Consider the following 22,155-nt stretch of genomic DNA (forward strand, 5'->3'; position numbering starts at 1 on the left):
AAATGAACAAACTGCGAAACCTCTCGCAATAGGCCTCTTTGAAAAAATTCTTGCATTCCGGGGTGTTTTTGCTAAACTAATGCTTGTTTAGCATGCGACGCAACCCCATACGATAAGATGGAGCGCGTAGTAGCAGCATTTCATTATGAAAGGTTGTGATACGGCGATGGACCACCGTCGAACGCCTCTATTTACTGCATTGAAACAACATGCAGCTAACAATCCTGTACAGTTTCATATTCCAGGCCATAAAAAAGGTGCTGGTACCGATAACGAATACCGTTCGTTTATCGGTGACAACGCACTTTCAATAGACCTGATCAACATCGCGCCGCTTGATGATTTGCATCAACCGACCGGTGTTATCGCCGAAGCGCAGCAGCTTGCTGCAGATGCCTTCGGAGCAGATTATACGTTCTTTAGTGTACAAGGAACGAGCGGTGCCATTATGACGATGATTATGTCTGTCTGCTCGCCAGGCGATAAAATTATCGTTCCCCGCAACGTTCATAAGTCCATTATGGCTGCCATTATTTTTGCAGGAGCGAAGCCAGTATTCGTATCTCCAGCCCAAGATGCAAATCTTGGCATCGATCACGGGATTACGACGCGCTCCGTCCGTCGGGCATTGGAAAGACATCCTGATGCAAAAGCTGTGCTCGTCATTAATCCGACCTATTTCGGTATTTGCGCGGACTTGAAAGAAATCGTGGACTTGGCACATTCTTATGATGTACCGGTTCTTGTCGATGAAGCTCATGGCGTATTGATTCATTTCCATGAGAAACTCCCGATGTCGGCCATGGAAGCCGGCGCGGATATGGCTGCTACTAGTGTTCATAAGCTAGGTGGCTCAATGACACAAAGTTCCATTTTGAACGTGAATGTGAAAAATGGACTCGTTAACGCACAGCGCGTGCAAACGATTTTCAGCATGCTGACGACGACATCAACGTCCTATGTACTGCTTGCTTCCTTGGACACATCGCGCCGCAATTTGGCGTTGCACGGTCACCAGCAAGCAGAAGAAGCACTGCAATTAGCGACATACGCGCGTGAGCAAATTAACACCATTCCAGGGCTATACTCCTTTGGTGAGGAGATTTTGGGTGGTGAAGCTACTCATAGCTTCGACCCGCTAAAGCTGACGATTCACGTTCGCCATCTCGGCATTACTGGCTACGAAACAGAGAATTGGCTGCGCGACCACTACAACATTGAGGTCGAGCTGAGCGATATGTATAACATTCTCTGCCTCGTCACGACAGGCGATTCCAACGATACGATTGAGACGCTATTAACCGCTTTGCGACAACTGTCTGACGAGCATTTTGAGCGGCATGAGGTTCAAGATGTCGTTGTCAAGATTCCTGATATTCCGCAGCTCGCACTCATTCCAAGAGATGCATTTTACGGCGATACAGAAGTAATTCCGTTTAAAGAATCTGCGGATCGCATTATTGCTGAGTTTATTTATGTTTATCCGCCAGGTATCCCTATTTTGCTTCCTGGTGAAATCATTTCGCAAGACAATATCAACTACATCCGTGATCATGTCGATATTGGACTTCCAGTCAAAGGGCCGGAAGACAGAGCGATTGAATTCGTTAAAGTTATTAAAGAAGAAAAACCTATTTTTGACTAAATGCAAGTAACCGGGGGCTATGCCTCCGGTCCTTTTACTTTTACCGATACTCATAGGACAGCATATGTACTAACTTAGATAAAGCACAAGACTGGGGATGAGCAAAGTGCGCTTCGTAAATCAAGCGATGGAAGATTGGAGCAAATGGAACCGAAATATTCGTTTATTCTTTTTGGCAAACATCTTATATCAATTTGGAAGCGGTATTTTTTCGGTATTGTATAACTTGTACATACAATCACTAGGCTTTGCACCTACGATGAATGGAACCCTTATCAGCTTACAATCACTCACGACAGCGTTAACCTTTATCCCGATTGGCTTTATAGGCGATCGAACTAGTCGCAAACATATTTTAATCATTGGAGCCCTTCTCTCCGGTGTCGGTCTACTCGGTAGATCATTCGCCGAAACCGAATCAAGTCTACAGCTATTCGCTCTCTTCACTGGCGTATTCGCCGCATTTTTCCAAGTAACTGCCATTCCTTTTTTATCAAACAATTCACCAAAAGATCAATGGTTGCGCATGTTCAGCCTGCATTTTTCTGCTGTACTTGCAGCGCAAGTATTAGGTAATATGAGCGGCGGATTTTTGAGTGACATTTTACAGCATATTGGCTTTGAACGCAGTTACAGCTTACAAATGATACTTGTACTAGGCTCAATAGCAACGTTTGCTGCGATCATTCCATTGCTCTTTATAACCGAACAGCAGAAGCAATCCGCTATAGCTGAGCCTGAAGTAAACGAGTCGAAAGCTATACGCCCACAACACGAATGGGGCATGATTGCACGGTTTACGTTTGCGCAACTGCTCATTGGATTCGGCTCGGGACTCGTTATTCCGTATCTTAATTTGTATTTCACGGATCGATTCGATACATCGTTATCAGCCGTCGGGGTACTCATTTCACTCGGTCAAATTATGACGATTTTTTCGATGCTTATCGGACCTTCACTTGTGCAGCGTTTTGGGGAAGTAAAATCAGTCGTCACGTTACAGCTCATGTCGCTGCCGTTTCTTATATTAACAGGCTTTACGAACGTCTTTTTCGTCGCCGCGATAGGCTTCTTGTTTAGACAAGCGCTGATGAACGCCGCAAATCCAATCACGTCGACCATTCTAGTTGAAAATATTTCGAATTCGAAGCGCGGCTTCGCGAACTCACTCAATCAATCCGTATTTATGTTCGGCTGGGCGAGTATGGGGCCTGTACAATCTTACTTCGTAACGACTTACGGCTCATACTGGGGCTACGCCTTCACGTTTAGTATTACGGGATTATTGTATGTGACTGCCGCCACCTATTTTTATTTTACATTTCGCAATCGTGTACAAAAAGCTCATTAATCCCGAATTCCTTCCTTTATGGTACCCATGTAAATATTGCCATCTAAAAAGGCCGATGTTATGATGAAATGGACGCTGACCTTGGGAGGGTGAAAGATGAGTCAAAGCGCAGCTATAACGTTAGTGGACGGTTCGACTAGAGCAACAGTCTCATTGGACGAGTTGAAACAGCAGTTGCAGCATTACCGAGAGCAGACAAGCTTAACGGGGAAGCAGCTAAGTTGGGAGTATGCTGAAGCTGCCTTTCCTTATACGATAGAAACGAAGCCTGGTCAGGAGCATTTATGGTTTTATTTAAAAGGAACCGATCCGCTCTATCGTTACATTATGTTTGGCGTAGGGACGTCTGAACGTGACAGCATTCAACGTCAGGTCGTGCAAGTTGTGCTGCCTGATGATGCCACTCACGGTGATAAAGCTAAAGGGAATGAACTGTGCAAATACTTAGCGAAAACGTGGAAAGCCGAACTGAAGTTATTTAATGGAAGAACGATGTATTTCAATCCACGAAAATAAACATAAACGAAGCTCCGAGTAAACTCGGAGCTTCTATCATTGAGCGGATATGTGCAACGCGATCTTATTCGCCTTGTGCAGCTGCAGCTACTAGCTCATCATAAGCTTGTTGTACCTGCTCCCACTCTTCATCATCTTCGATTGGGTTCAACACCATATCTTCGTCTTCTTGATCGACACGTACGATGATGCCATCTGCTTCTGGGTTGTTGCGCTCAAGCAACAAAGCGTACAGTTGCTCACCAACGTTGAATGTCTCTACAAGCACCATTTCAACTTCTTTGCCTTCGTCGTCAACTAAAGTGACAACGAACTCTTCGTGCTCGTGTTCGTGCTCGTGATCTTGTCCGCAACCGCAGCCATCTTTATGTTCGCTCATGCGTGAATCTCCTTTATGTTCAGGTAATAAATATACTCACGTATCGTATCATGTTCTGCACAATTTATCAATGAAGGCCGAACATGCTGGTATTCACGTATGTAAAGATCGCTTGCTAAGCTTGTGCACTATATAGCAGCGACCGTCTTCTCTGCCATCAAGACATAATCACCGTTTTTTTGGCGCAAGTAGCAAGCAATTTTATAATTTCCTTTTGTTTTGAAATCATATTTAAACTCTTTGGTCGTGTACCAAAGTAAGTTTTCTTCTGACTTATTTGCATTATTTTCTTCGATATCGACCTTATTTCCTTCATGATCCGTAATTGTCAGTTTAATTTTGTCTACATCCACTTTCAGACTGTCTGCTTGAACGAAAATGGTAAAGGAGGTTTTCCCTGGCTTAACTTTAGCAAAAGGCTGATTGCCTTGGAACAACAACAAATCGACGTTAGGCTTCTCTATCGATACCTTTTTACTCTGAGCATCCCAGTGAATAAAGGCTTGCAATGCATCTTCGAGATCACGGACCGATAAAAAAGCACGTCCGTCTATCATGTATCCTCCTCCTTCTTTAATCGTATTTCCGTTCAATTCCACTTTAATTTTCTCGGCTGACGCATTTTCCTGTGCGTTCGCAGTTACTGGCGAATACGCGGCAAAGCACAACGAACCGAGCAGGACTACAGCTGCAAATCTCCTGCAATTCATCGTTCTAACCTCCAACTGCTATGATATAATGTTATACTCATAAATTGCAGGAGAGTTGCGATATTGTTATAACAAACCTTTCCGATCTAACACGGTAAGAATACGAAAAAAGTCATGTGAAGATGGCGTAGGCGTACGAATCAACCCTTGCTGTACAGCCTTGTTTACACTCGCTTTTGCCCAATCTGGCACTTCGGACAAATGGTGATCACGCTCCATCACCGCAAGCCTTGCTTCTAAGTCTGCAACAACAGCCTTCGTTGCTTGCAGTTCTAATCTTAACTGTTCCATTTGCTGCTCCTCCCACGATGGCTTGGCCAACATTGCATACAGTCTGATCCATGGAAATTTCGGACCTGGACAGCTCGATTTGCGGACAGGGTCAATTTGAAAATGTCCGAGAATGTGTTCGCGATTAAACGGGATTACATATCCCCACTCCTGCTTCACATAATCCCGAATGTAGCGATGCAACCAAAGGCTAGCCTCAAATTGTTCTTCCGATAAATTCCCGTCATAGCCCTCATGCTCGATCGAAACTCCATATAAATTAGGATTGATTCCTTTTTCTCGAACAATAGCTGCAGGAGCTTTAGCAATGCGATCTGCACTAATGCCCTGTGTCCACGCCATACGCTCCAACTTGACGTATTGATGAATGTCTCCGTGTTTAGAAACTCCAAAATGAGCGGACGATACTTTGTTATTTGGGCTTGTAAACCAAGCATCCAAACTAGCCATACTTCCAACTGATATATGATTCACAATTATTTGAGGAACTTGTCCCCGGCGTTCACTAGAATTCGTATACTGATTTCCCTTCCAAATAATGTTCAACGACAAACACCTCGCTTCGGCTAACTGAATTAGCACCCGTTGGACATTACGGAGGTCACGCTGCGCAATGTGCCTCATACTGTTATCGTATGTCCTACTCGTATTGCTTGCTTGTGCAATTATCTAGCACGTGATACAGTTAATAGAATAGTTAAACAATTCCATATAGAGAGAATGGAGGATGGGAATGGCCCTTCAGTTGCAAATGTTAGGGACTGGAAGCGCTTTTGCGAAGTCTTATTACAACAATAATGCTCTCTTGCATACCGATTCTACTACGCTGCTCATAGATTGCGGCATCACTGCTCCTATGGCACTGCATCACATAGGAAAAACGTTCAACGAGATTGACGGGTTTCTCATTTCGCACATTCATGCCGATCATGTGGGAGGATTAGAAGAGGCTGCCTTTCAGTTCAGATTCCGCTACAAGCGGAAGCCGAATTTATATATTGCAGCACCTCTCGTTGATTTGTTATGGGAACATACCCTTAAAGGTGGCTTGAGCCAAGAGGAAATTACAGCTTTGGACGATGTGTTTCATGTTCACCCCTTACAGCCAGACCACACATACGAGCTAACACCGGACATTAGAGTAAAGCTGCTTGAAACACCACATATGCCAGGAAAGCAAAGCTTTTCAATCTTGTTAAATGAACGTATTTTTTACAGTGCAGATATGCGATTTCAGCCTGATCTGCTGCGCGTATTAGTAGAAGAGCAAGGCGTTGAACTTATTTTTCACGACTGTCAATTAATTGGACCAGGAGAAGTACATACAACGCTTGATGAGCTACTGACGCTTCCTGAATCGATTCAACAACGAATTTTGTTAATGCATTACAGTGATGAAATGCCTCAGTATGAAGGACGTACAGGAAAAATGCGCTTTATTCACCAGCACAAGCAGATGTCGTTAGACGGTTGCTTGCCATTTTCTATTTAACGAGCGTGTCAATGACGCGTCATGGTACACTTGCATACATAACATAAACACCTGCTCATCAACATGCCTTACGGCGTGGCGAGCAGGTGTTTTATAGGTTTATCAGATACACTAGTTTTAATTTAGATGACTATTAGATTTATTGAGTTATAGATTTAATGAGGTATTGAGGTAAGAATACTCGTAAACCTGCCCCTAAAATAAAGGCAGCTGATCTAAATTGTTCGACGGATCGCCATCCGCGTCGCCACGAATGTAAGATTTTCCATTTCTACCTTTGAAAATGTTTACCCCTGCGATCTGACCGTCATGAATCGCCGTCATCGCTTGTTCATAATTCAGATCACGCCCTGCATTTGTGCGAAAAGCGGTCAAATCTCCGTCGCCGTTCTTTTGTACGGCAACAAATATTTCTCTTTCATCCATCTTCTAAAGCCTCCTTGTAGCTCCGACCTTCTGTCTAAAGTCACTACACTAGAATGCCCTAGAAGATGAAGTACCATACGTTCTGCATGCTATTCCAAGCCTTGTTATGCTAACGATTTCTCCATGCGAACGTGCGGAATGTTCGCATCATCAAACGGCACTTCCGACACTGTAAGGTAGCCTAATGATTGATAGAACCCTTCTGCTTGACACTGCGCATCAAGTACGCTCTTTGTTGCTCCATTGGCACGAGCCAGCTGTTCTAGCGCTACCATCAACGTCCGACCGACACCTGTACCGCGAAATGCTTTGCGCACCGCAATGCGTTGAAGCTTGGCCGTTGTACCATCCAACCATTTCAAACGACCTGTCGCAGCAAATTGCCCTTCGACTTGCAATAACATATGACTGCATTCACTATCCAAACGGTCATATTCATCAACCTCAATATCAAGCGGAACGTGCTGCTCGGCAACGAACACGTCTTTTCGAATATTTAAACATTGCTCTAGTTGCTCTTCCGTTGCTACTTCAATCACTTCAGCTATCATGTAAGCACCGCCTTTACGGATATACGACAATTTGCACATATGACTATTTTCGCACATAAATAAGTGAACAAAAATAATTTTATATTATACAAAAAAATCAAATTCATGTATAGTTATTTCTAGCCAATGCGAGCACTACCGTCGAGTGTGCAGCGAATTCACGAGGAGGGATAATATTATATGGATACAACAATGGCAACCATTATTGCTGTTATCGTGATGGTCATCGGTATGGTCGCTTTAATTTTAACCGTAACCAGAAAAGCTTACTCCCAAAAGTGGGAAGATGTTGAACCTGTGGATCACTCCACGATTGACGATACATCGGACAAGCATGTGAAATCATAATAACATGACAAGGCCACGCTCCCATTCGTAAGCACGATGATGTGTACGAACGAGGGCGTGGCCTTTTATACAACGCGATGACAGCATCCACTTGCGTATCTTTTATGGTGTGTACACATCTGTAGGAACTTGTTCGCGGTACACATCTTGCTGCACAGGCAGTAACGGCCTAGGATTATCAAAATCTCCATCATCATAAGCAGGAAGACCTGTAAGTAATCGGCTGCAACCACTAAACATAGCCAGCATAACAACTAAACCCAGACATACAACCACGAAACAATGTGACATTCGGCGCATATCGTCAACCTCCGCGAAATATCAATGTGAAATAGGTGCTACGTTGCCCATTTATTGTTATTGTCACCGATCGTGGTCAAATCTAAACGGCAGGGAACGTCCAACCTTATTGCTGCCTCGCAAGCCTCGATCTTCCGCGATTTGACTTTGGCTCATAACCACACTTTCTTCTTACATTAATGTTTCTTTTCTTCATCAATTAAATGACGTACTTTTCTCCCCCACACAAACTCTTCATCATAGGCAAGACTATCCCTGATGACGAACTGTGCAAGATACCAACATACAATTCCCACGATAACAAATACGCCGAGCACCCAAACAAATAAAATAGCTCCCATCTAACCCCTCCAACCTATAGACTATATTCATAGCTATGAACAAATGGGTTGAATTAGAAGAAACAACGTTTGCAACTCACCTTCTACATTCCCAACATATGGGTTGACATTGTGTATTTCAGCTGATATATTAATAGAGTCTCTCATGTGTTCTGATAGCTCAGCTGGGAGAGCACCATCTTGACAGGGTGGGGGTCGGCGGTTCGAGCCCGTCTCAGAACACCATATCCGAACTAAACCGCGTATATCGCGAAATAATAACGAAACACCTCTTTATCGATTAGCATCGATAGAGAGGTGTTTTTGTGTAATATGGGAGTTGCTGCAATATACAATATAATCTAATGTTATAAGTTCGCTAACTGCCAATTAATTTCTGGCTCTTCAAAACGACGCAGCTGCTCATTAATTTGAGAAAATGGTCGACTACCGAAAAATCCACGATGAGCAGACAGCGGACTTGGATGAGGGCCTTTTATAATGGCATGTTTGCTTGTGTCGATTAATTTAATCTTCGCTTGAGCATGGCTTCCCCACAGTACAAACACCATCGGCCGCTCCCGCTCATTAAGCAATGTGATAATCGTATCCGTAAACTGCTCCCACCCTCTGTTGCGATGAGATGCCGCTTGACCTTGCATTACGGTCAGCACCGTATTAAGCATAAGAACGCCTTGCTCCGCCCATGGCGCTAAATAGCCGTGGTTCGGAATGGTCGTACCGACGTCTGCCGCGCACTCTTTAAACATATTTCGCAATGACGGTGGCGCTGGGACACCTGGCAGCACCGAAAAGCTTAAACCGTGAGCTTGTCCAGGGCCATGATAAGGGTCCTGCCCTAAAATGACGACCTTCGTATCTTGATATGCGGTATAGTTTAATGCGGAAAAAATATGATCGTATTGAGGATAAATCGTCTGATCCTCATACTGTTCCTTTAACCATCCCCACAACTGGCGAAAATAGGGTTGACGAATTTCATCCCGCAGTAGGTCCGCCCAATCATTGTTAACCATCGAATGGATCATCCCTCTCAATCTATGTACACCTATCGTAACATAGAGTAAAGAAGAAATCACGTTATGAAGTACAAGTACAATACGCAACAATCTCGTCACACGCAAGCCAGTTAATCATATAGGCTTGCGTTGACGAGACCGTGAATGTCATTGACACTATTTTCAAAAACGATACTTAACCCACTTCTACAGCAACGTCTGCTTTCAAAGTGATGTTACTCGTTACATGACGAACGAGATCAGCCACTCGACATACATAGCCCCATTCATTATCGTACCACGCCAACAGTTTAACCTGTTTGCCAGAGGCAAGCATGGATAGACTATCGACCACCGCTGACTTCTCACATCCTACAAAGTCAATCGATACTAACGGCTCTTCACACAACGCTATATACGGCGCTAATGTCCCTCTCGCAGCGTCAGCGAATGCCTGACGCACGTCTTGCACGGTCACTTCTTGACCTAATTGCACGTTCAGATCAATCACGGATACGTCTTGCGTTGGAACTCGCAAGGAGTAGCCTGCCAAGCGAGGCGCCAAATGAGGCAACACATCAACTAACGCTTTACTCACTCCTGTAGTCGTCGGAACAATCGATTGCGTACACGCACGAGCCCGGCGTAAATCTTTGTGCGGGTTATCGAGATGCCGCTGGTCATTCGTCACCGCGTGTACAGTCGTCATCCAGCCTTGCTCCACGTTAAAAGCATTGTCCAGCACGTACAGCACAGGAGCTAAGCAGTTCGTTGTACAGGAAGCAGCGGACAACAGTTTATGTCGCTCTGGCTGAAAACGGTGCTCATTAACGCCCATTACGACCGTTAAGTCCATTTCTTTACCTGGAGCCGTAATAATGACTCGCTCTGCCCCAGCCGCTAAATGGAGCGCTGAGCCTTCTCTATGATTAAAAGCTCCTGTCGCATCTATTACGACTGAAACTTCGCATTGACGCCACGGAATGAGCTCTGGATTGCGTTCATGAAGTAGGCGAACACGTTGTCCGTTAATAAGTAGGTCTCCACCATCTATCGCGAAATTTGCATCCCATCTACCATGAACAGAATCGTATTTTAACAAGTGGATAAGAGTTTCTGCCGAGCATGACGTATTAATGGCTACCAAACGTACTCCTGATACCGTAGTCGTCATCCATTTGCGAATAAGCATGCGCCCAATTCTGCCCGTACCGCTGATTCCAATGTTCATTTTTATAACCCCTCCATATGTTATATCACTTTAAATCTAATATAACATCATATATATGTGTAATCAATCCATTAATACACATTAATTTGGGGATGTATAATAAAAAACACGTTCAAAGCGTTATTTCTTGCTTTTCCAATTCACCATCGACCTTAATAAACGATCAATCATTTAAAATAATGCAAATAAAAAACTCCTTCGATTTGATGTGCCTTATTACATCAAGTCGAAGGAGTTTATATGTACGGCCGCTCATGGTTTAGCTATACTTGTTGGCATACTTACATCCATGTACAACATCAAAAAAAGCCCTCAAAATGAGGGCTTTACGATTCATATGTATGGTGCCGAGGACGGGGGTCGAACCCGTACGGTAGTCACCTACCGCAGGATTTTAAGTCCTGTGCGTCTGCCAATTCCGCCACCCCGGCATACTATTAAACTATGAATCTTTGAAAACAACTGGATCGTTGGTGGGCCCTGAGGGACTCGAACCCCCGACCAATCGGTTATGAGCCGACCGCTCTAACCAACTGAGCTAAGGGCCCTCGCACCATAGTCGTTTTCAATGGTGTTTGGTTGCGGGGGCAGGATTTGAACCTACGACCTTCGGGTTATGAGCCCGACGAGCTACCGAACTGCTCCACCCCGCGTCAACATTGTCAGCTGCTTCATTTCAATTCATTTCAGCGGCGACATGTATTAATATACTATACAGACATATGAACAGTCAAGTAAAAATCAAAAAAAATTTAAAAAACTTTTTAAAACATGAATCGAACCCCGTATTTCCCCCGTTTAGAGCGGAAAACTTCGATTTCCTGCGGCGATTCATAACCATAAATCCAAGCATCATGTTCTAAACGCTGCTGCAAGGTGCGCGCTTGAAATTTAGTTTCATACAGCCTGCCCCAATAAATCCACTGCATCCGTTCGACATCCCCTTCTTAATCATGCTTCGCTTAATGTGCCCATTTTTCAAAAAGAAAGAACCCCCCCATAACTTTAAATAAAAAATCGGCGTGCAGAGCTGAAGTCTGCACACCGATTTTCGCAATTAACGGTTAATTCTATCCACCGCTAGTCGTATTTTTTTTATTTGCATTCTTTTTAATGCTTTGCAATAGTTCATTGCCTTTCTTTTCCCACTCTTGAAGTCCTTGTTCAACTGTCTTTTTCTTATTAAACACTTCGCTCATAATTTGATACCCAGAATGTGTTACTTCTCTTAACTCTGGCTTCTGCGCTTCAAGTTCCTCTGTGCTATTTTTAGCTGGCTGCATAGGCTTGGATTTGAACAGAGCTTCAACATTGTAATTTACACCCTGTTTTGGCTTAGCATAATCTTTATGCGATACGAGCTCATACGTACTGCGGGAACGCAATTTCGCCCAATCCTCACCACTAACAAACTTAATAAATTCCCACGCATCTTCTGAATTCGTTGCTTTTTGGTTAATGGCAAACACTTCACCCGTACTTACCTTACTTGCTACACCAGGTGCTTCTGGGTGTGAAGGCATAGACACGATATCCCAATCAAATCGTTTAAAGCCTTTAATTTTGTCCGCGCTTTTCATAGCTGTATCAATCTCATTATTGATGTAATTGAATTCCCCAATTACCATAGCTGCACGACCGGATAAAAATACATCCGATTGGATAGGATTATAGCTACCGTCTTTAGGTTGATCCATTTCTATATTGTGTGTGGCAATAATTTTTTCTTGATCCAATCTTGCAAACGTTTCAAACACACGCTTCCACGGCGCTGAGTTGATCATCATTTTTTCTGCTTTATCATCATATGTACGTAGATTCAACGGTGGAACATATTGGCTCATAATTCCATCTGAGAGGTCATTTGGATAGTGACTGAAAGAAAATCCGTACTTGCGATTTTTACCTTCTCCACTTGACATACGACGTGCTAATTGGAACAATTCATCCCATGTCATACCATCCTTAGGAGCCTCTACGCCTGCCGCGCTAAACATTGTTTTGTTATATACTAAAGCACTCGGATAATATGTCGGTGCAAAACCGTACATTTTACCGTCGCCTAATGCCTTCAAGCTATCGACTACAGCTGGAACGAATTTATTCATGTCCACTTTACTTTGCTGCATAAGCGCTTCAAGATCTTTTACCATTCCCTCTTGCACGAGTGCACGATGAACACTTGGGCTTGTATAAACAATGTCAACCGGATTAGAGCTGTTCATTAACTTTTTCATGCCTTCTGTATAATTCGGCTCTTTCCACATACCATCGTCTTGCGTATATCTTTGTTCGTCATAATTAAAAATAGGTACAATTTCAAATTTGATTTTGCCTTTGTTGCTGAACTCGAACATATCTGTATATTGTGAACGGAACCAGGAATCATCTCCGCTTCCTCTCATCACTCCGATACGCAGCACACGTTCTTGACCCGATTGCGCGTCTTCACCTTTCGTACAAGCCGCAAGCAGCGGAAATACCATTGTCATAACGAGCGTTAATAGTAAAAGCTTTCTTCCCCAAGTCTTATTCATCGATGTTATCCCTCCAACGTTTTCGGTGTTCGTATAATAATTTTGTCACCGTCTAGTTCCATAGACGCTTTGTCCTGGATGTTGAGTGCTTCTAAGTACTCTTTCGGTACTTGCAAACGGCCTACTCGATCCACAACTACATACGCTTCATGCACTTCCTGCAATCCCCCACCATGGTTGTGCTGCATCTCTTCATCTTCATCCAAGTTAGGGTTGCGCTTTATAAATTCCGTGCTCGTCAGGCCGTCACGGATCGCTACAACGCGATCCACTTTGCCAGCCAGTGATAAATCGTGTGTAACGATAACGATTGTAATGCCGATCTCTTGATTCATACGACGGAAAATGTTCATAATCATGTCCGACGTTTGCGTATCGACCGACCCTGTTGGCTCATCCGCCAACAGCATTTGCGGTTTGTTAGCAAGCGAAATCGCGATGGCGACACGCTGCTGTTCACCGCCTGACAGTTGGTGCAGCTTATTGTTCAAACGGTGGCCGAGGCCGACCCATTCCAATAGCTGCTTCGCGTAGGGGCGGTCCATCTTGCCCGCCAGCATCATCGGCACTTCAACGTTTTCAAGCGCCGTCAAGTATGGCAGCAAGTTACGCGCATTGTTTTGCCATATAAAGCCTACGGTATCGCGCTTATACTCCACCAATTGGTCATCGGTAATTTTGAGCAAATCCCATTTTCCGACGCGAACGCTCCCAGCGGATGGACGATCCAATCCGCCGAGAATGTTCAATAATGTCGATTTACCGCTGCCGCTATTACCGATAATAGCCATCAATTCGCCCTGCCGAACAGAAATGTTCAAACCTTGCAGAGCGACAACTTCGATATCTTCTGTTTTGTAAATTTTGACGAGACCTTCGCACTGTATCACGGCTTAACGCTCCTCTCCCATCTTCACAGCCTGATGCACGCGCAGACGACGAATATGCAAGAGCAACATCGTTGCACCCGTCACCATCATAACGCCCACGACGATATACAATTGCAGCGTATCCCGCGCTTCAAAGACGATACGGAACGGCGGAACTTGCATTTGGGCATTCTCTGCCGACTGTAAAAATGGTAAAAATATGCGGCTTGATAGCTTGCCGATCAAAATACCTAGCCCGATTGACAGGCCTGCCGTAAACAGTTGCTCCAGTAAGAGCATACCTGTTAACTGCCTGCGTGAAAGTCCCATGGCCCGCAAAATACCAAATTGCACGACACGTCCAGATAGATTGAAGAACCAATATAAAATGTAGCCAATTAACGAGATAATGACAGAGATAAGGAATCCCATACTCAAAATTCCAAACAAACCGCCTCGCGTCGGCTGTTTATTTTGGGCCACAATTTCCGCACGCACGTCCTTAATGGACACGTACTCCACATTTTCCTTGCTCAAAGCTTCCATAATTGGCTTAATCTTCGCGCCAGGCTTCATTTTCAACCAAACGTCATATTTCATCACCGAAACTCGATCGAAAATATAGTCCAAATTCGCGATAAAGAACGGCTCTTGGTCTGGATAAAGACTTGGCCAATAAGGCAAGATGGCCACGATCACAAAGTCTACCATTTCATCTTCTAGCGAAATTTGTACAACATCACCTGCTTTAAGCTGATATTGCTTCGCTACGTTCGATGAGACAATGATACCTTCTTCGTAATACTTACCAAGCGCATCCAAATATTTATAAGGATGCAGTGGGAACATCGATTTATCATTGTCACGGAACCAACCAACTTTAGCAAAGTCTACATTATCAATCCCCATGACCATACCTTGGCCAATAGATTTACCAGATACGATGACATTCGCCTTTTTCTTCATGACACGCGACGCAGCTTCTACACCTGGCAAGTTCTGAAATACGCCGAATCGTAACTCGGAAACGATACTCTTGGTCGGTCGAGGTGTGCCGCCCCCTGGACCAGGCCCAGGGCGATTTCCACCGCCACCTTTACCTTTATCGTCTTTTTTCGGTGGCGTCGGACGTTCAAACACGGCCTTCGTTTCAAACACCGGCTCAATTACAACGTCCGCTCCATTCTTATATAGCATTCGCTCTGTTGAATTCAAGTCGATTGTCCGCGCAGACGAGGCATTGTAAACACCTAATCCCAGCGTCAAAATGAGCAAAATCATGAGCGGATAATACGAACGAGCAGAACGCGACAGCTGCGTTAACGTCAAGTATAGCGGGACAGGGAGGAACTTGCCGCCCAGTCGTTGTACGAGACGCAAAATAAATGGAAAAAGCCGCAGCATAAACAGTCCACATGCAAAAATAGCTAGCGCTGGTATGAAAAATAGAAACGGCTGCACTTGCAGCTGGTCCGCCGTCATACCTGTCTTAAAGGACATTAGCTGTCGTTCATTCAGCATGTAATACCCGTAGCCCGTAATCGCCAGCAGCAAAATATCCAAAAACCAGCGCTGCCAAAATGGCTTCTTATCACCGCGTGCGAGCTTCTGCTTCAAATTGACGATCGAAGCACGTGCAAACACAATTGCCGGGATTACACTCGCTAAGATCGCGATTAGTACCGCGAGTGAGCCTGCGATAACCGCATCCGTGGAGAAGCCAATCGGGATCGATTTCCGATTTACAAATTGCAAAAATCCGTTGGCCGAGCCTATCGACTTCGCCATAAACCAGCCTATCAATGGCGCCAATAACAGCGCCACAGCTCCGAGCAGCAAACCTTCCAGCAAATAAAGCATCGTAATTTGCCTTGTGCTAGCCCCGCGGCTACGTAGTACTGCAATGTCACTTTGCTGCTTCTCCAATGCCTGCTTAGAGTTCATCGTAATATAATAGAACACCATCGCAATCATCGGTGCCGCCAGCGTGAACAACATCAGCTGCATTTGCAAGCTTTCAGCACGGAACTCATCCAGCAAGCTGCTGAACGAAATTTCAACATTCGTGCCTTTTAAATGCTGATACAAGTCAATGCCGATTCGATCCAATGTACGTTTGAGTGGCGACAGCTGACTTGTCTGAATATTTTGCAAATCAAATACGTAATACCAAGACGAACGCTGCAACTGCAATTTATGCTGCTCCAGCAAAGTACCTGTGAACGTCTCTGGTGAAGTATAGAGCACATTCATCATGCCTTCGAATCCTTGGCTCCAGTAGGCATCCGTATCTTTTTTCGCTTTAAAAGATCCGACGATTTTTACTTTTAGCGTCTTATCTGAGCTTCCAGACAGCGGATATTCCAACTCTGCTCCGAGCGGCAGATCGTTGCGCAGCATCGCTTCGTCCAGCATAACGACTTCGATAACACCGTTCTTTTCGCCGTCCTTGTAGGCACCACCGCGGACCCATTCCACTTTGTCATTCAATCCCGTTAACGCGGATAACGACATGGAACGGACACGGCTAGCATCGACTTTGGTCGGGTCAACAGGGTTTACTTCCGTCGCCTTTAACGATAATTCCTGTACAAAAGTTTGAGCAGGAAAACCGATCTGATCTTTCACATCTTTACGTATATACGTGTCGACATTTTTCAGCCCGTTTAAATCGGTCTTTTCTCCTGCTGATGCTTGATAGCGTATTAATAAAGACCCAGCAGGTATTCCTTCGCTGTTTTGTTGCAACTGATCCTTGACAACCCGCTTCAATGCGCCGTCCGAATACATTGGGATGCTGACCGTAAACGAAACAGCGACAATTAATCCAAGCAGTGTGCTAAGCGTAAGCCAACGAGTGTTCCACATTTTCCGAAATAGAAAGCGTATCAGCGGAATTCCCATTACCTACCCACTACTTTCTGTCCAGGCGTGAGCCCTTTAATTACCTCGATTTGCGTGTGGTCTCGAAGCCCAACTTCGATGTCAACTTCACGTTTTCCTTTCTCATCAACCACTTGCACATATGTACGTCCGCCTACCTCGCGCAATGCTGATGGTGGAATGATAACCGCATTTTTCTTGCGGTTCAGGATAACATCCGCGCTAAGCGGTGTTCCGCGAGTAAGACCTTTTGGCACTTTATCTAATTGCACGATCATAAAGTTCTCGACCTTTTCATGCTTAGCCTCATCAGGGCGGTCACTAGGGGGCGACGAGTCAGCGCTAACCGTCGGCAATGCCTTTACTTTACCTTTAAATTTCTGCTGAAAATTATTAATGCTGACTTCCGTTTCCATACCTGGGGAAACTTTCGTCAAGTCGTCTTTATCCATTTCAACAGCAACGACTAAGCGTGACGTGTTCGCAACAACGGCAATCGTCTCATACGATTTCGAGTTCTCGCCTTTTTTATTACTCTTTACGGAGACAACAGTGCCGTCAAATGGTGCGGTCAGCACGCCTTTGGCCATATCTTTTTCCTTATCGGCAATTGAATCTAGCGCCAGTTGATAGTTAACTTTCTTCTCTTCCAGCTGCACAGGGTCGATCGCTTCTGCATCGCGCAGCTCTTTCTTTAATGCTGCTTCCGTCTTACGAAGTTCAAGCTTTTCTTTACGTATATCTTTAGCCACCTGCTCCATGTCAAGCTCAGCAATTTTTTGCCCCGCTTTTACGTTATCTCCCGTTTTTACGAGTACATTTTTAATCTTTTTACCATCCAGCGTAAAAGATAATGCTTCCTCTTGTTCGGACATGATTTTGCCCGAAACCGATGAAGCTTTTGTCGTGAATTCACCAGTCGTTACATCATGCTCTGGTTTTTTTGAGATCGCCGGTGCCGTAATAGTAGGGAGGACTTCCTCTTCTTCTTCTTGCGGCAGCAGGGAACAGGCAGAGGTGAACAACAATGCACTGCACATCAAGGCCGCCATATAGCGGTGCCATGCACGGCGTGATTTCCTTTCGTCATTAGGAAATGAATTTTCCGTCGACCATTTCGTAGACATGATCTGCTACCTCCAAAATTGTAGGATCGTGGGTTGTCATACAAATTGCAATATTTTCAGTTGCGATAATTTGCTTGAATACCCCCATAACTTGCGCGCCCATTTGCGAGTCAAGTTCAGCTGTTGGCTCATCAGCCAGCAGCAACAACGGCTTATGAGCAATAGATTTCGCTATCGCAACACGCTGCTGCTCACCACCGGACATCTCAAACGGGCGATGACTCATCCGTTTGCCCAATCCGACCATTTCTAAGCAGTGAGTGACACGAGCTTTCCACAAGTGGCGTGGGATATTCGCCATACGCAACGAAAGTTCCACATTTTCATAAGCTGACAACAAAGGCATAAGTGCGTATGCCTGAAAAATAAAGCCAACATCGTTCCGCCGGGTCTTGGTACGCTTCTCATCGCTCCATGCGGACAATACGTCCCCACGGAACAATATTTCACCTTGGGTTGGCACATCTAACCCACCTAGCATGTTAAGCAGCGTCGTCTTACCAGAGCCTGAACGGCCTTTAAGCATGACGAGCTGTCCTGGGCGGACTTCCATATGAATGCCTTTAAGGACATGGAGCTTCTCGCTTCCAACGTCAAACACCCGTTCTACACCGCGAACTTCGAGCAATTTTTCATCTTGCGATACGGGTACAGCGCGTGCGGGCCATTTTTCTATCGTTGATTCTGGTTTGTTAGTTATGTATTCCGCGTTTTGTTGCGTATCGTTCTGCTCATTGGCCGCGAGATCCGGGGTTGACTGTGCGGGGTCCTGCTTTTTCGTCCTGCGAAGCCACTTCATCTCGGTTCTTCCCCTTTCTCGGACAAAGTCTATTAATCTTCATCAGTATAAACGATAAAAAGGACGGAAAAGTTACAATCTTTGTAACGGTTTTTCCAGCGCTTCCTTAATATAAATGTTGAACTATTTATGTACTTGTAAGAAAAAAAGGCCGATACTTGGAATAAGTATCAACCTACGTTGCGTCTCCAATCTATTAGGCTTGCTTGGCGATTTTACCGATAGAATCGCTGTGATGTACCCCTGCTTCTATTAACATAGTAGCATCAAACTGTGTCGCAGCCGGCATACGCCGAATAACCGGATCTATAAGCCAATAGAGTGAAACAAGCACAATAAGCAATCCACCCAGCATAACGACAACATGGCTACTGAACATTTGACCCACATATCCACCCGCTAAGGAGCCTAATGGCGTAGCCAGTCCACCAAAGCTAGCTGTAGCCGCATAGACACGTCCCATTAAATGTTCAGGCACAATCGTCTGTAAAAATACATTGGCGACAATGTTCGTTACTCCACCTGGCACCCAACCGAGGCCAAACACCAAGATAGATAGCCATGCAATCGAAATTTGCGCAGACACTATCCATGCGAGACCACACACGAGGAAGGCAACCACGTAAAGCATACCTAGCTTATACTTCTCCATGTTGAACCGAGGCGCAATCAAGTAGCCGATTATACTGCCTATGCCTATTGCAGACAGTAAGAACCCATAATGATTTGGACTTGCGCCGAACTGGGGTAATATCGCAAATATGGCTCCACCCGCGAAATTGATGACGAGTACGCCAAACATGATTCTAATGATATACGGATTTAAAAGAATCGTTATACCTTCTTTTAATTGGAGGCCATATGTACGTAACATTTGTGACAGGCTAGAGCTTGCTGGCTTCGAATACTTTTCGTCAGCTGACGATGTTGTATCGCTAAAGTTAGCGTTAGATTCTGAGTTCACGCTTGTATGTGAGGTTACTACTGTCGATACGACCTTTAATGAAGCAAAAATAAGTGCTGAAACGACAAAGACGACGGCATTCATATAGAACAAGCTGATCGCACCGATTAAGCCTACGAGCACACCTGCTAATGCGTTAAAAGCAGCATCACTCCCTTGATTGGCGACCATAAACAAGGAGTTGCCCTTTGTTAAATCCTCTTTAGAAAGTAACTTAGGGAGCGCACTAGATTGAGCAGGGTAGACAAGTTGATTGAGTAGCGCGATAATCGGCATAATCGTCAAGACGAATGTGACCGATAAAAATTGAAACGCATACGCGACTGGAATCATAAGTAATAAGACAGCTTGACAGATTTGCGACACAGCGAGCATGCGCCGTAAAGGCCAGTAGTCAATGAGTGGTCCCAGCAAAAATTGAAACAAACACGGGATGCTTATTAAAAACACAGCCAAACCTGTATAAAAGGTAGAGCCTCCAAGATCATATACGAGCCACATCGCAGCAATCATATAAAAGCTATCACCTAAATTAGCTACGACACGTCCCCAAAACAGCTTAGCAAATTCCGAATTCCCCAATAAGTTGAACAAGCTGATTCCCCCTTGAAAAATGCGATGGTACAATCTAGTTTTGTTCTTATTGTAGCAATCGAATTCGCCCTTCCCAACGTGCTGTAAAATGAGATTCATATCGTTCCACAGACCGATGTGAGCATGAAAAAGACCGTAGATCATCGGCTTTGCTTCGATGATTTACGGTCTTTCATGTTATGCGTTAAATATGATTATACACCCCAAGATGTTGGGTTGCTGCGGAATGCTTGCAGCACTTCAACATCAGCAGGTTGAATCGTTCCGAGTTCAAGCGCCGTGTCCACAAGCGCTGTATAGTTCGACAACGTGTGGAATGGAATGCCCGCTTCCGCAAAAATGTTCGTCGCCTTGTCAAACTGGTAGCTAAAAATGGCGAGTACAGCGAGCGGCTCTGCACCCACTTCGCGCACTGCCTGTGCCGCTTTAAGCGAGCTTCCGCCGGTTGAAATCAAGTCTTCAATGACAACGACTTTTTGACCTGGACGAATTTGGCCTTCGATTAGATTTTGCTTGCCGTGTCCTTTCGCCTTATCGCGAATGTACGCCATCGGCAAGCCTAGCTTATCGGCCACCCATGCAGCATGCGGAATACCTGCGGTTGCCGTCCCTGCAATGACTTCTGCGTCAGGCGCATATTGCTTGACTAACGATGCGAAGCCTTCCGCAATCGTGCTGCGGATTTCGGGATACCCCATCGTTAGGCGGTTGTCGCAATAAATAGGCGACTTAATGCCAGATGTCCACGTAAATGGCTCGTTCGGTCGAAGCGCTACAGCCTGAATGTTAAGCAGGTGCTGGGCAATTGTTTTTTCAAGTGTTGTCGTTGTCATTTGTTTGTCAGCTCCTCAATAATAGCTAGTATGGCAGCGCGTGGATCCTTTGCCCCCGTAATAGGACGGCCAATGACGATGTAGTCGGTTCCTTGAGCGAATGCCTCTTGCGGTGTCATTACACGCGATTGGTCAAGTAATTCACTGCCAGCTGGGCGAATGCCCGGTGTCACCGTTTGGAACGACTCTCCGCAAGCTGCTTTAATGCGGATGACTTCTTGTGGCGATGCTACGACGCCATCCAATCCAGCCTGTTGTGCGAAGCGAGCATACCGTACGACCGCTTCCTCAACCGGTCCTTGAATACCGATTTCTTCATTCATCGTACGCCCATCAGTGCTCGTCAACTGCGTAACCGCAATTACCGTGGGCCGTGTCAACTCGGGGTTGTCTCGCAGCGCGGCTTCAACGCCTTCCAATGCAGCCTGCATCATGTTGACGCCACCTGCAGCGTGAATGTTGAACATATCGACACCTAGCTTCGTTACACTATTGGCTCCGCCTTTTACCGTATTCGGAATGTCGTGCATTTTCACATCGAGGAACACGCGATAGCCATGCTGCTTTAGTTCCTTCACGAACTCTGGCCCAGCCGCGTAAAATAGCTGCATGCCTACCTTCATGTAACACGGGATGCCTTCTAATTGACGTACTAACACACGCGCCGCATCGACATCCGGATAATCTAGCGCAACCATAATTCGGCTTGCTGCATCGTTGCCAGCTAACATCGACTCTTTCAGAGCCAACTCGTTCTCTGTTAAGCTACTCCGTGTCATCATGACCCACTCCTCTGACTGAATTGTTATGTCTATATTCAAACCCATGCAACTACATATGAAATCGATCCAACTTCAAATCTTCGCTAATCGTAACCCGAGGAGGCCTCTCGGCCCCCTCGGTTGTTCGTGAATGAGTGAATTCGTTAATAAGTTGTGCGCGAATTCGTAAATTAAAGTTGATGTCTCAA

Annotated in this window: 23 protein-coding genes and 4 tRNA genes; 6 read left to right on the forward strand and 21 right to left on the reverse strand. The window is 45.1% G+C overall.

Translation table 11 applies throughout. The features are described 5' to 3' along the window. The first annotated feature begins 166 nt into the window (after positions 1–166). The 3 genes from KIK04_RS02705 to KIK04_RS02715 all read left to right on the forward strand — a co-directional run bounded on the left by KIK04_RS02705 (position 167) and on the right by KIK04_RS02715 (position 3,512). Positions 167–1,645, forward strand: coding sequence for an aminotransferase class I/II-fold pyridoxal phosphate-dependent enzyme (locus KIK04_RS02705; RefSeq protein WP_232278569.1), 1,479 nt, complete (start codon positions 167–169; stop codon positions 1,643–1,645). Positions 1,646–1,751: 106 nt separating this feature from the next. Further along, positions 1,752–2,996 (forward strand): MFS transporter, encoded by a 1,245-nt coding sequence (locus KIK04_RS02710; protein ID WP_442951131.1) that lies wholly within the window; start codon positions 1,752–1,754, stop codon positions 2,994–2,996. A 96-nt stretch (positions 2,997–3,092) separates the two neighbouring features. Further along, complete coding sequence (locus KIK04_RS02715) at positions 3,093–3,512, forward strand: DUF1885 family protein (protein WP_232276808.1); 420 nt, start codon at positions 3,093–3,095, stop codon at positions 3,510–3,512. Positions 3,513–3,576: 64 nt separating this feature from the next. Here KIK04_RS02715 and KIK04_RS02720 read toward each other — a convergent pair whose 3' ends face one another. From KIK04_RS02720 to KIK04_RS02730, 3 genes are all read right to left on the reverse strand, one after another. After that, the gene (locus KIK04_RS02720; RefSeq protein ID WP_232276809.1) at positions 3,577–3,891 is read right to left on the reverse strand and encodes a DUF1292 domain-containing protein; all 315 of its coding nucleotides are present in this window, start codon (positions 3,889–3,891) and stop codon (positions 3,577–3,579) included. 128 nt (positions 3,892–4,019) lie between these two features. Next, positions 4,020–4,601 (reverse strand): copper amine oxidase N-terminal domain-containing protein, encoded by a 582-nt coding sequence (locus KIK04_RS02725; protein WP_232276810.1) that lies wholly within the window; start codon positions 4,599–4,601, stop codon positions 4,020–4,022. Positions 4,602–4,667: 66 nt separating this feature from the next. Then, entirely contained in the window at positions 4,668–5,516 is an 849-nt protein-coding gene (locus tag KIK04_RS02730; RefSeq protein WP_269670989.1) for an N-acetylmuramoyl-L-alanine amidase, read from the reverse strand. 109 nt (positions 5,517–5,625) lie between these two features. Here KIK04_RS02730 and KIK04_RS02735 point away from each other — a divergent pair, with 109 nt between their 5' ends. Beyond that, positions 5,626–6,384: an MBL fold metallo-hydrolase gene (locus KIK04_RS02735; RefSeq protein WP_232276812.1), complete on the forward strand. Its 759-nt coding sequence runs from the start codon at positions 5,626–5,628 to the stop codon at positions 6,382–6,384. Between the two features lie 195 nt (positions 6,385–6,579). Here the strand turns inward: KIK04_RS02735 and KIK04_RS02740 are convergent, their stop codons facing one another. After that, positions 6,580–6,810: a DUF3892 domain-containing protein gene (locus tag KIK04_RS02740; protein ID WP_232276813.1), complete on the reverse strand. Its 231-nt coding sequence runs from the start codon at positions 6,808–6,810 to the stop codon at positions 6,580–6,582. Positions 6,811–6,914: 104 nt separating this feature from the next. Further along, complete coding sequence (locus KIK04_RS02745; RefSeq protein ID WP_232276814.1) at positions 6,915–7,361, reverse strand: GNAT family N-acetyltransferase; 447 nt, start codon at positions 7,359–7,361, stop codon at positions 6,915–6,917. A gap of 180 nt (positions 7,362–7,541) precedes the next feature. On the opposite strand from KIK04_RS02745, the gene KIK04_RS02750 reads away from it, so the two are divergent. Beyond that, positions 7,542–7,709: a hypothetical protein gene (locus tag KIK04_RS02750; protein ID WP_232276815.1), complete on the forward strand. Its 168-nt coding sequence runs from the start codon at positions 7,542–7,544 to the stop codon at positions 7,707–7,709. Positions 7,710–7,811: 102 nt separating this feature from the next. Here the strand turns inward: KIK04_RS02750 and KIK04_RS02755 are convergent, their stop codons facing one another. Together KIK04_RS02755 and KIK04_RS02760 are read right to left on the reverse strand one after the other, a co-directional pair. After that, entirely contained in the window at positions 7,812–8,009 is a 198-nt protein-coding gene (locus KIK04_RS02755) for a hypothetical protein (protein ID WP_232276816.1), read from the reverse strand. A gap of 176 nt (positions 8,010–8,185) precedes the next feature. Beyond that, the gene (locus tag KIK04_RS02760) at positions 8,186–8,350 is read right to left on the reverse strand and encodes a hypothetical protein (RefSeq protein WP_232276817.1); all 165 of its coding nucleotides are present in this window, start codon (positions 8,348–8,350) and stop codon (positions 8,186–8,188) included. 149 nt (positions 8,351–8,499) lie between these two features. On the opposite strand from KIK04_RS02760, the gene KIK04_RS02765 reads away from it, so the two are divergent. Further along, positions 8,500–8,575: transfer RNA gene (locus tag KIK04_RS02765), tRNA-Val, on the forward strand. Positions 8,576–8,697: 122 nt separating this feature from the next. On the opposite strand, the gene KIK04_RS02770 is transcribed toward KIK04_RS02765, so the two are convergent. The 14 genes from KIK04_RS02770 to pyrF all read right to left on the reverse strand — a co-directional run bounded on the left by KIK04_RS02770 (position 8,698) and on the right by pyrF (position 21,916). Then, positions 8,698–9,375 (reverse strand): uracil-DNA glycosylase, encoded by a 678-nt coding sequence (locus KIK04_RS02770; protein WP_232278570.1) that lies wholly within the window; start codon positions 9,373–9,375, stop codon positions 8,698–8,700. A 169-nt stretch (positions 9,376–9,544) separates the two neighbouring features. Beyond that, entirely contained in the window at positions 9,545–10,579 is a 1,035-nt protein-coding gene (gap, locus tag KIK04_RS02775) for a type I glyceraldehyde-3-phosphate dehydrogenase (protein WP_232276818.1), read from the reverse strand. 342 nt (positions 10,580–10,921) lie between these two features. Continuing rightward, positions 10,922–11,010, reverse strand: a tRNA-Leu gene (locus KIK04_RS02780). Positions 11,011–11,050: 40 nt separating this feature from the next. Then, positions 11,051–11,127, reverse strand: a tRNA-Ile gene (locus tag KIK04_RS02785). A 28-nt stretch (positions 11,128–11,155) separates the two neighbouring features. Beyond that, positions 11,156–11,232, reverse strand: a tRNA-Met gene (locus KIK04_RS02790). Between the two features lie 111 nt (positions 11,233–11,343). After that, positions 11,344–11,508, reverse strand: a complete 165-nt coding sequence (locus KIK04_RS02795; RefSeq protein ID WP_232276819.1) for a hypothetical protein — start codon at positions 11,506–11,508, stop codon at positions 11,344–11,346. Between the two features lie 141 nt (positions 11,509–11,649). Next, positions 11,650–13,116 carry an ABC transporter substrate-binding protein gene (locus tag KIK04_RS02800; protein WP_232276820.1) on the reverse strand — a complete coding sequence of 489 codons (1,467 nt, stop codon included), beginning with the start codon at positions 13,114–13,116 and terminating at the stop codon, positions 11,650–11,652. 5 nt (positions 13,117–13,121) lie between these two features. Further along, on the reverse strand, positions 13,122–14,006 hold the full coding sequence (locus KIK04_RS02805) for an ABC transporter ATP-binding protein (RefSeq protein ID WP_232276821.1): 885 nt from the start codon (positions 14,004–14,006) through the stop codon (positions 13,122–13,124). 3 nt (positions 14,007–14,009) lie between these two features. Then, positions 14,010–16,889, reverse strand: a complete 2,880-nt coding sequence (locus KIK04_RS02810; protein ID WP_232276822.1) for an ABC transporter permease — start codon at positions 16,887–16,889, stop codon at positions 14,010–14,012. Beyond that, on the reverse strand, positions 16,889–17,995 hold the full coding sequence (locus tag KIK04_RS02815) for an efflux RND transporter periplasmic adaptor subunit (RefSeq protein ID WP_232276823.1): 1,107 nt from the start codon (positions 17,993–17,995) through the stop codon (positions 16,889–16,891). The genes KIK04_RS02810 and KIK04_RS02815 overlap by 1 nt, the downstream gene beginning before the upstream one ends. Further along, positions 17,958–18,794, reverse strand: a complete 837-nt coding sequence (locus KIK04_RS02820) for an ABC transporter ATP-binding protein (protein WP_232276824.1) — start codon at positions 18,792–18,794, stop codon at positions 17,958–17,960. The genes KIK04_RS02815 and KIK04_RS02820 overlap by 38 nt, the downstream gene beginning before the upstream one ends. 196 nt (positions 18,795–18,990) lie before the next feature. Next, complete coding sequence (locus tag KIK04_RS02825) at positions 18,991–20,352, reverse strand: MFS transporter (RefSeq protein ID WP_232276825.1); 1,362 nt, start codon at positions 20,350–20,352, stop codon at positions 18,991–18,993. Positions 20,353–20,546: 194 nt separating this feature from the next. After that, a complete protein-coding gene (pyrE, locus tag KIK04_RS02830) occupies positions 20,547–21,185 on the reverse strand; it encodes an orotate phosphoribosyltransferase (protein ID WP_232276826.1) in 639 nt (212 codons plus the stop codon). Continuing rightward, positions 21,182–21,916 (reverse strand): orotidine-5'-phosphate decarboxylase, encoded by a 735-nt coding sequence (gene pyrF / locus KIK04_RS02835; RefSeq protein ID WP_232278571.1) that lies wholly within the window; start codon positions 21,914–21,916, stop codon positions 21,182–21,184. Before pyrF ends, pyrE begins: the two co-directional genes overlap by 4 nt. Between the last annotated feature and the right edge of the window lie 239 nt (positions 21,917–22,155).

Source organism: Paenibacillus sp. 481, from assembly GCF_021223605.1.
GTDB lineage: Bacteria > Bacillota > Bacilli > Paenibacillales > Paenibacillaceae > Paenibacillus_B.